Source organism: Parasphingopyxis sp., from assembly GCF_052168295.1.
GTDB lineage: Bacteria > Pseudomonadota > Alphaproteobacteria > Sphingomonadales > Sphingomonadaceae > Parasphingopyxis.
On sequence record NZ_JBQLZN010000022.1, the window covers coordinates 60,690 to 70,029 of the forward strand.

Consider the following 9,340-nt stretch of genomic DNA (forward strand, 5'->3'; position numbering starts at 1 on the left):
GTCGGGGGTAATCGGGAGCGCGCAGTGCCGGTCCAGGTAAAATTGCTGATCGGGATTTTGGGGGTGGCCATGGTGACGTGGCTCTCGCTGCAGCCGTTCGGCCAAGCGGCCGCCATCGCCGACGACCTGGAGCAGCGCGCAACCGAGGCGCTGGCGACGCAAGATGCAGAAGACGTCACCATTTCCGTCCAGACCGATCCCGTCCGGCGGACAATCGCGCTCGATGGCGATGTGGACAATGACCGGCGCGGCGCGTTGCGTGATGCGGTCATGGCGGTTTCCGGTGTATCAAGCGTGGTCTGGACGACACCCGAAGCACCCGAAGCAGCCGCGGCCGACACGAGCGCCGCCCACGCCTGCCGCGACAGGGTGACTTCGGCCATCGATGGAGAGCGCATCCAGTTCCGCAGCGGCTCGCCCTATCTGAACCCGGCCGCGCGGCGTCTGCTCGACCGGATCGCGGAGGCAGCGGGCGATTGCCAGGGCATCCGGATCGCGATTACCGGCCACGCCAACGCCAGCGGGACCGCGAACGTCAATAACGAGATGTCCGCGTTCCGCGCGACGACGGCGCGCGATGCGCTAGTCGAACGCGGACTGCCGGCAGAGATGCTGACAACGGAAGGACGGGGCTCGCGCGAACCGCTGGGCGGGAATCCCGGTGACCCGGCGAATCGGCGCGTCGAATTCACCGTCACCCTGGCCGATACGGAGGCGGGCTGATGTTTCCGTTATGGGTCGAAGCGCTACTGCTCAATCTGGTCGCATTCCTGCTCGGCATCACGATCGCCTGGGCCCTGTGGGGCCGGGATAAGGCATGAGTTACCTGATCGCATATTTCTGGTTGTCGATGCTGCTATCGATCGTGATCGGCGTCGCCACCGGTGCATCGATCTGGCGGCGGCCGGCCCAGGCCAGATCGGCCGACGATCTCGTCTATCCCGCGCCGGCCGAGTCGGCGCCAGCACGGCCGGAACCGGAGCCCGAGCCGGAGGTTGCGCCTGAACCCGTGCCGGAGACGCCACCAGAGCCCGAACCGGTTGCCGATGTCGAGCCGGCGGAGGAGCCGGCGCCTAAACCGGAGACCGCACAGGCGGCAGTGCCCTCACCCTTCCTCGATCGGCCAGACGGCGAGCCCGACCGGCTCACCCTGATCAAGGGCGTCGGACCCAAACTGGGCGACATGCTGCACGATCTCGGCGTCTATCATTTCGCGCAGATCGCCGGATGGGACGAGGCGCAGATCGCCGAGGTCGATTCGCGCCTCGGCAGCTTCAAGGGGCGGATCACGCGCGACCGCTGGGTCGACCAGGCGCGGCTGCTCGCCGCCCGCAACGTCGCCGCGTTCGAGCGCGAATTCGGCAAGATGAACGGCCCGCTCTAAGCGCGCCGACCTCGCGGGCATCGCTGGCCGCCAATCCCATTAAGCGCCGGTTCAGGCGCCGATGTGATGCTGTCACATCGGGTCGGCAGCAGAGGGAGGCCTCCAATGCGCCTATTGTCGTTCGCGCCCATCGCGGCGCTCGTCCTGACCGGACTCGCCTATTCCGTCCAACCCAGCCAGGCGACGCAGCGGCCGATGACGCCCGCGACCGCCGATGAAATCTGCGCGCCGTTTCTCGTCGCGGATGACGATGAGTATGAGCGGCGGCGCTATCGTCCCAGCGGGGCAGTAGGGGCCGCTCCACCGCCGCCCGCCCCGCCGCCGCCTCCGACGCAAGCCGCCGATCAGGCGGTCGTGGTCACCGGATCGCGCCGCGCACAACCGGCAATGGAAAGCGCAGCCAGCGGAATCGCGCGCCCCGCAATGATGCCGCGTCCGCAACCGCAGAATCGGGAGCGCTATGACGGCGAAGCGGTCGCCGCCATCATGGCCGTCGCCGAGGAACCGGTTTCCACCTTCGCCGTCGACGTCGATACGGGCAGCTACGCCAATGTCCGACGCTTCCTGAACGAAGGGCGCGTGCCGCCGCAGGCTGCGGTGCGCACCGAGGAGATGGTCAACTATTTCCGCTACGACTATGCGCGGCCCGCCGATCGCACGCGGCCGTTCAGCATTACCACCGATATGGCGACGACGCCGTGGAACGAGAATACGCGGCTCCTGCGGATCGGCCTGCGCGGCTATGACATCGAGCGCAGCGAACGTCCGGCGGCCAATCTCGTTTTCCTCGTCGACGTATCGGGATCGATGCACCGGCGGAACAAGCTGCCGCTCGTCCAATGCTCGATGGCGATGATGGCCGAACAACTCAATCCGCGCGACCGGGTTTCGATCGTCACCTATGCCGGATCGACCAAGACGATCCTGACCGGTTCGAACGATCGCGACGAGATCATCGCGGCGCTCGGCCGCTTGCGCTCGGGCGGTTCGACGGCCGGGGCGGCAGGCATTAGCCTCGCCTATGACGCGGCCCGCGCCAATATGATCGAGGGCGGCATCAACCGCATCATCCTTGCCACAGATGGCGATTTCAATGTCGGCACGACCAACCGCGACCAGCTGATCGAAATGGTCGAGCGCGAGCGCGAGGCCGGCATCTCGCTGACCACGCTCGGCTACGGCACGGGCAATTACAACGAAGCGATGATGGAGCAGATCGCCAATCACGGTAACGGCAACTACGCCTATATCGACAGCGCGATGGAAGCACATCGCGCGCTGGTGCAGGAGCTGTCTTCGACGCTGTTCACCATCGCCGCGGACGTGAAAATCCAGATCGAGTTCAACCCGTTGCACGTGCAGGAATATCGCCTGATCGGTTATGAGAACCGCCTGCTCGCCGAGGAGGATTTCGATAACGACACCGTCGATGCCGGCGAGATCGGCGCCGGCCACCAGGTCACGGCGCTCTACGAGATCGTGCCCACGGGATCGCGCGGCTGGTTGCCCGAGCGCCGCTACGAGGGCAATCGCCCAGCAGCGCGCGGCGGCCAGGGCGCGGAACTCGCCTTTCTCCGGTTGCGCTACAAGCTCCCCGGCGAAGACGAATCGCGCCTGATCGAACAGCCGATCGGCCGCAGCGCGATGGTCAATGCCCGGGCGCCCAGCGGTGACATGGCCTTCGTCACCGCCGTCGCGGCCTTCGGCCAGCGGCTGCGCGGCGACACCTATCTCGGCGATTTCGACTTCGCCGATATTAGACGGCTGGCCCAGGCTGCTGGACGGAGCAGCGACTATTGGCGCGGCGAATTCGTCACGCTGACCGAGCTCGCCGAGGCGCGCAGCGCGCCCGGCGGCACGCGCGAAGGCGGCTGATAGCAGCGCGCAGCGGCGCGTATGTCAGGAGCCGTCCATGCAGCCTTGCATGGGCGGCCCGCGCCCGGCATAGGCCGCCGGATATCCGACCCCGGAGGCCCTTTTGTCCGATACGCTGCTCTATGTCCTGATCGCCCTCGCCGTGCTCGTCGCGGCAGTCCTTCTTTTGCGCCTGCTGGGTGGCAAGAAAGACAGGCCGGCGGACAGGGTCGAGTCCGCCGAAACGCCGACGCCACCGAGCGTTGCCGATACGACGGCCTCGGAAGTGAAACCGAAAGAACCCATCCGGGAGGCAGTTAGCGAATCGCCGGAGCCTAGCGCTGCTGCTACACCCTCAGAATCTCCCGCGAGCGGCGAAAGCGACCCGCTTACGCAGATCAAGGGGCTGGGGCCGAAGGCCGGGGCAAAGCTCAACGCGCTCGGCGTAACGCGCTTCGCCCAGATTGCCGGCTGGACGGACGCAGACGTCGAAACCATCGGCGCACAGCTCGGCGACATGGCGCAGCGCATCGCGCGCGACCGTTGGGTCGAGCAGGCCGGCCTGCTCGCCGCCGACGATATCGCCGCCTTCGAAGCGAAATTCGGCAAACTCGGCTAGACCGGCGCGATGGAATTGGTGACAGGAACGGACGGCAAGGCGCGCTGTTTCGGTGGGCAGCCGGGCAAGGAATTCTACGCACGCTATCATGACGAAGAATGGGGCGTACCGGTGCATGATGACCGGACGCTGTTTGAGTTTTTGATCCTCGAAGGTGCCCAGGCCGGGCTGAGCTGGGAGACTATCTTGCGCAAGCGCGACGGCTATCGCGCGGCGTTCCACGGTTTCGATGTCGAACGCGTCGCGGCGATGACGGACGAAGAACTCGAAGCGCTGCGCGAGGACGATGGGATCGTCCGCAACAAGCTCAAAATCTACAGCGCCCGCAAAAACGCCATCGCGTTCATCGCGATGCAGGAGGAATATGGCTCATTCGCCGCCTGGCTGTGGGATCATGTCGATGGCGAGCCGCTGATCAACCGCCCGCAAAACTTCGCAGACGTCCCCGTCTCGACCCCGCTCTCCGACACGATCTCCAAGGCGCTCAAAAAGCGCGGGATGAGCTTTGTCGGTACGACAATCATCTACGCCTATCTGCAGGCCGTCGGCGTGGTGAACGATCATGTAAAGGGGTGCTGGCGCTATCCGGAATGACGGGCGCGCCCTGTTATTCGCCCGCCAGATGCAACACGACCTCTCGCCGGTGCGGGCGGCGGCGATGTTCGAACAGATAGATGCCCTGCCATGTGCCGAGCGCGAGGCGGGCGTCGATGACGGGGATGGCGAGATGCGTCTGGGTCAGTGCGGATTTGAGATGCGCGGGCATATCGTCCGGCCCCTCGCTGTCGTGCGCATAGTGCGGGCCTTCCGGCGCCAGCTTTTCGAAAAAAGCGATCAGATCGTCCTGCACCTCGGGCGCGGCATTCTCCTGGATCAGGAGCGAGGCCGAGGTATGGCGGATGAAGACGGTAAGCAGGCCCTGCGATACGCCGCCATCGGCAACCCAGTCTGAAACTTGGTGGGTGAAATCGGTAAGCGACCTGCCGGGGGTTTCGATCCGCTGAGTTGTAACGAACTGCTTCATCAGCAGATTCCTATTGCGCCACATTTCTATTGGTATCGGCAAGCAGTCGGGTCATCCGCATATCGGGTCGATCCGGTTCAAACGGACGGACCGAATCGAGGCTCTCAACCAAAACCTGACACGATGATACACCCAAATGGCCATAGCTGCCGCGTCGGAGCGTTTCGCGCCCGGTAAAGTTAAGCGTGAATACCCCCTCTACCTCATATGGTTCCGGCTGACCTGCCAGCGAACTGTGAAGCTGATCCCTCGCGGCTTCGGAAAATTCAAGCCAACACCCCCAATTATCAAACAGCATATTCGGACATCCCGTGGCATCGGGAGGGCAATAGTTGAACGCTGAACCTTCAAACTCAGATAACCATACGCCCTGAAATTGTTGTTGCGGACCGTACTCAACGCGGATCGGCCCTTCGTTCACAACAAGCGTATCAATACTGTTCGATTCTGCTGGGCCGCATCCGACCAATGACAGAATTGGCGTGAGTGTTATGGCGATCCAAGCGGCGCGCCACACGATCTAAACATCCAAATTCGCGACGTTCAGCGCATTGTCCTGAATGAACTCGCGCCGCGGTTCGACGACATCGCCCATCAGCTGGGTGAAAATCTCGTCGGCCACGTCCGCCTGGTCGACCTCGACCTGCAGCAGCGAGCGGTTTTCGGGATCGAGCGTCGTCTCCCAGAGTTGGTCGGCATTCATTTCGCCCAGCCCCTTGTAGCGCTGGATCGAGAGGCCCTTGCGGCCGGCTTCGAGGATCGCCGCGAGCAGCTCGGACGGGCGGGTGATCGCGATGCGGCCCTTGGCCGGCGCATCGTCCGCATCCTCGGATGCCGCTTCGGCCGCTTTCATGCTGACCAGGTGGCTGACAAGCCCGTAATTCTCCGCCTGTTCCGCGGCGACGCGTTGCAGCTTGCGGGCTTCGGCCGAGCGCACAAACGCCGCGTCGATCAGATGGACGTCAGTGACACCGCGCCAGCGCCGGTGCAGTTCGAAACTGCCGTCTTCGTTGATCTTCCCCGTCCATTGCGCCTCGGGATCGTGACCGCTCAGCCATTGCGCGACGAGCGCGACGGCCTGCTCCTGCTGCTCCGGCGTCAGCGCCTCGTCTAGCGCGCCCATCAGGGCGAAGGCCTCGACAATCGCCGGGTCATACCGTTTCGGCACATAGTTCATCAGCGAGCGCATCCGGCGCGCATGATCGATCAGGATGCGCAGATCCTCGCCCATGCGCTGCGCCCCGTCGCCGGTTTCGAGCAGCATCGTATCGAGGCCCGCGTCAATGAGGTACGCATCGAGCGCCGCATCGTCCTTCAGATAGACCTCGGAGCGACCCTTCGAGACTTTGTAGAGCGGCGGCTGGGCGATGTAGAGATGGCCGCGCTCGACGATTTCGGGCATCTGCCGGTAGAAGAAGGTGAGGAGCAGCGTACGGATATGCGCGCCGTCGACATCGGCGTCGGTCATGATCACGATCTTGTGATAGCGCAGCTTCTCGATGTCGAAATCGTCGCGGCCGATGCCGGTACCCATCGCCTGGATCAGCGTGCCGACTTCCTTCGACGAGAGCATCCGGTCGAAGCGCGCACGCTCGACGTTCAGGATCTTGCCCTTCAAGGGCAGGATCGCCTGATAATGGCGGTCGCGGCCCTGCTTGGCCGAGCCGCCGGCGCTGTCGCCCTCGACGAGGAAGAGTTCCGATTTCGCCGGATCGCGTTCCTGGCAATCGGCGAGCTTGCCGGGCAGCGAGGCGACGGCCATCGATCCCTTGCGCGTCATCTCGCGCGCTTTTTTCGCGGCCTCGCGGGCAGCGGCGGCGTCGATGACCTTCTGGATCACCGCCTGCGCATATTGCGGATTTTCCTCGAGCCATTCGGCGAGCTTGTCGGCGATCAGGCTTTCGAGTGGCTGGCGCACTTCGCTGCTGACGAGCTTGTCCTTCGTCTGCGAAGAGAATTTCGGATCGGGCAGCTTGACCGAGACGATCGCCGTCAGCCCTTCGCGCATATCGTCGCCGGTCGGCTTCACCTTCGACTTTTTGAGCGCGCCCGAGCTTTCGGCATAATTGTTGAGCGTGCGCGTCAGCGCGGAGCGGAAGGCCGCGATATGCGTGCCGCCGTCGCGCTGCGGAATGTTGTTCGTGAAGGCGAGGACGTTCTCGTGATAGCTGTCATTCCATTCGAGCGCGACGTCGATGCCGATATCGTCACGCTCGCCCGAAATCGCGATCGGATCGCCGATAATCGCCTGTTTGTGCCGGTCCAGATACTGGACGAAGGCGGAGGTGCCGCCCTCATAATAGAGCTCGACTTCCTCGCGGTCCGCATGGCGCGCATCCGCGATGAACAGCCGTACTCCCGAGTTCAGGAAGGCCAGCTCCCGATAGCGATGTTCGAGCTTCTCGAAATCGAATTCGGTGATCTTGAAGGTCTCGGCGGACGGCATGAAGGTCACCTGCGTTCCCTTCCTGCCGTCGGCATCTCCGACCACTTCGAGCGGCGCTTCGGCTTCACCGTTGCGGAAGCGCATCCAGTGCTCCTTGCCGTCGCGCCAGATACGCAGCTCCAGCCAGTCGGAGAGCGCGTTGACGACCGAGACACCGACCCCGTGCAGACCGCCCGACACCTTGTACGCGTTATCGTCGGACGTGTTTTCGAACTTCCCGCCCGCGTGCAGCTGGGTCATGATGACCTCGGCCGCCGATACGCCCTCTTCCTTATGGATATCGACCGGAATGCCGCGGCCATTATCCTCGACCGTGACCGATCCGTCCGCGTTCAATTGGATCAATATCCGGTCGCAATGGCCAGCCAGCGCCTCGTCGATCGCATTGTCGGAGACCTCGAACACCATATGGTGCAGGCCCGATCCGTCATCGGTATCGCCGATATACATGCCGGGGCGCTTGCGGACGGCGTCCAGCCCCTTCAAAACCTTGATGGAATCGGCGCCGTAACCGCCTTTTTCCGGCGCGTTTTCAGATGTGTCAGTCATCTGTCATATATAGGCGTTTTCCGCGGAAAACCCAAGCGAAACGGCCATATTTCTGGGGATCGGACATGCTGCGCTCAGGCCGGTTCCACGCGGCCCTCGCTGACCTGAAAATGCGCCGCGGGTTCCGGCACTGCCGCGAACAGCGCAGGCTCAGTGCCGGTCATCCAGACTTGGCCGCCGCCTATGGCCAAGCGCTCGAAAAGCGCGGCGCGGCGGACCGGGTCGAGATGGGCGGCGACCTCGTCCAGAAGGATCAGCGGGCGCCGGCCCGCGCGCACGGCGACGAGATCGGCATGGGCGAGCACGATTCCGAGCAGCAGCGCCTTCTGCTCGCCAGTGGAGCAGCGATCGGCGGGTTGCCCCTTGCCGAGGTGCCGGACGGCGAGATCGCTTCTGTGCGGGCCTGTGAGCGAGCGTCCGGCGGCACGATCGCGATCCCGCCCCGCCGCCAGGGCCGCGCCATAGTCTGCCACAGGTTGCCAGCCTTCGAGTGCGAGCGCCGCCTTCGCGAACGGTCCGTCCGGTTGCGCATCCAGTTGCGCGTTGAGCGCGTCGATCGTCCGTGACCGCCCGGCGGCGAGAGCGCTGCCATGCTCGGCCATCTGCGCTTCAAGCGCGGCGCACCATTCGACATCGAGCGCCGCTTCGTCGGCCAGTAGCCGGTTGCGCGCACGCATCGCCGCTTCGTAGCGCGAGGCGTGATGTGCATGGCCGGGTTCGAGCGCGAGCACGAGACGGTCGAGAAAGGCCCGGCGGCCGCTCGGCGCGTCGGTGAACAGCCGGTCCATCGCCGGGGTCAGCCAGAGGATCGACAGCCATTCGGTCAGGGCCGCTGCGGACGCAGGCGCCCCGTTGATCCGCACCCGGCGGCGATCTGGCGCTTCGGGCAGCGTCCCCGTGCCGAGATCGACCTCCCCGCCCGGCGCATCCAGCACGGCCGCGACGGAAAAGCCGCCCGGCCCGCCGGTCCGCGCCATTTCCGACAGTTTCGCGCGCCTGAGTCCGCGTCCCGGCGCGAACAGCGATACGGCTTCGAGGATATTGGTCTTGCCCGCACCGTTCTCCCCGGTCAGCACGACGAAGCCCGCGCCGGGCGCGATCAGCGCACTTTCATAGGAACGAAAATCGGTAAGGCTGAGGCGGCGGATCGTCATCGGCCGCCTCTATGGGGCATCGCGCTAAAGGTTCACACCCGCATCGGCATCAGCACGTAGAGCGCGCTCGCCTTGTCATTCTCGCGGATCAGCGTCGGCGCGGCGGCATCGGCAAGATGCACTTCGATCGCATCGCCCTGCACCTGACCGAGAATATCGAGCAGGTAGCGCGCGTTGAAGCCGATCTCGAACCCGTCCGAACCATATTCGCCAGCCACCTCTTCGGACGCCGTGCCGTTTTCCGGCGAGGTGACGGAAAGCGTGATCTTGTCCGTATCGAGCGCCATCTTCACCGCGCGCGTCTTTTCGG

The 9,340-nt window shown here is 64.5% G+C and carries 9 protein-coding genes and 1 pseudogene; 5 read left to right on the forward strand and 5 right to left on the reverse strand.

Annotated elements, in window-relative coordinates; genetic code table 11:
- The first annotated feature begins 24 nt into the window (after positions 1-24).
- The 5 genes from ACTS1Z_RS03675 (at position 25) to ACTS1Z_RS03695 (ending at position 4,451) form a co-directional block, all read left to right on the forward strand.
- A complete protein-coding gene (locus tag ACTS1Z_RS03675) occupies positions 25-723 on the forward strand; it encodes an OmpA family protein (RefSeq protein WP_442623081.1) in 699 nt (232 codons plus the stop codon).
- A 94-nt stretch (positions 724-817) separates the two neighbouring features.
- Complete coding sequence (locus ACTS1Z_RS03680; RefSeq protein ID WP_442623082.1) at positions 818-1,384, forward strand: hypothetical protein; 567 nt, start codon at positions 818-820, stop codon at positions 1,382-1,384.
- Positions 1,385-1,489: 105 nt separating this feature from the next.
- Positions 1,490-3,259 carry a vWA domain-containing protein gene (locus tag ACTS1Z_RS03685; protein ID WP_442623083.1) on the forward strand — a complete coding sequence of 590 codons (1,770 nt, stop codon included), beginning with the start codon at positions 1,490-1,492 and terminating at the stop codon, positions 3,257-3,259.
- 103 nt (positions 3,260-3,362) lie between these two features.
- Positions 3,363-3,857: a hypothetical protein gene (locus ACTS1Z_RS03690; protein ID WP_442623084.1), complete on the forward strand. Its 495-nt coding sequence runs from the start codon at positions 3,363-3,365 to the stop codon at positions 3,855-3,857.
- A 9-nt stretch (positions 3,858-3,866) separates the two neighbouring features.
- Positions 3,867-4,451 (forward strand): DNA-3-methyladenine glycosylase I, encoded by a 585-nt coding sequence (locus tag ACTS1Z_RS03695; RefSeq protein WP_442623085.1) that lies wholly within the window; start codon positions 3,867-3,869, stop codon positions 4,449-4,451.
- 13 nt (positions 4,452-4,464) lie between these two features.
- Here the strand turns inward: ACTS1Z_RS03695 and ACTS1Z_RS03700 are convergent, their stop codons facing one another.
- The 5 genes and pseudogenes from ACTS1Z_RS03700 to ACTS1Z_RS03720 all read right to left on the reverse strand — a co-directional run.
- Entirely contained in the window at positions 4,465-4,881 is a 417-nt protein-coding gene (locus ACTS1Z_RS03700; protein ID WP_442623086.1) for a secondary thiamine-phosphate synthase enzyme YjbQ, read from the reverse strand.
- Between the two features lie 10 nt (positions 4,882-4,891).
- Positions 4,892-5,398, reverse strand: coding sequence for a hypothetical protein (locus ACTS1Z_RS03705; protein WP_442623087.1), 507 nt, complete (start codon positions 5,396-5,398; stop codon positions 4,892-4,894).
- Positions 5,399-5,401: 3 nt separating this feature from the next.
- Positions 5,402-7,876, reverse strand: coding sequence for a DNA topoisomerase (ATP-hydrolyzing) subunit B (gyrB, locus tag ACTS1Z_RS03710; protein WP_442623088.1), 2,475 nt, complete (start codon positions 7,874-7,876; stop codon positions 5,402-5,404).
- Positions 7,877-7,950: 74 nt separating this feature from the next.
- Entirely contained in the window at positions 7,951-9,030 is a 1,080-nt protein-coding gene (gene recF / locus ACTS1Z_RS03715; protein ID WP_442623089.1) for a DNA replication/repair protein RecF, read from the reverse strand.
- A 32-nt stretch (positions 9,031-9,062) separates the two neighbouring features.
- Positions 9,063-9,340: pseudogene (locus ACTS1Z_RS03720) on the reverse strand (DNA polymerase III subunit beta); the annotation flags it as partial.

Excerpts from the sequence above, each read along its gene's own strand:
- ACTS1Z_RS03685 (WP_442623083.1), top strand. The coding sequence starts at position 1,490 with ATGCGCCTATTGTCGTTCGCGCCCATCGCGGCGCTCGTCCTGACCGGA.
- ACTS1Z_RS03680 (WP_442623082.1), top strand. The coding sequence starts at position 818 with ATGAGTTACCTGATCGCATATTTCTGGTTGTCGATGCTGCTATCGATC.
- recF (WP_442623089.1), bottom strand. The coding sequence starts at position 9,030 with ATGACGATCCGCCGCCTCAGCCTTACCGATTTTCGTTCCTATGAAAGT.
- ACTS1Z_RS03695 (WP_442623085.1), top strand. The coding sequence starts at position 3,867 with ATGGAATTGGTGACAGGAACGGACGGCAAGGCGCGCTGTTTCGGTGGG.
- gyrB (WP_442623088.1), bottom strand. The coding sequence starts at position 7,876 with ATGACTGACACATCTGAAAACGCGCCGGAAAAAGGCGGTTACGGCGCC.
- ACTS1Z_RS03700 (WP_442623086.1), bottom strand. The coding sequence starts at position 4,881 with ATGAAGCAGTTCGTTACAACTCAGCGGATCGAAACCCCCGGCAGGTCG.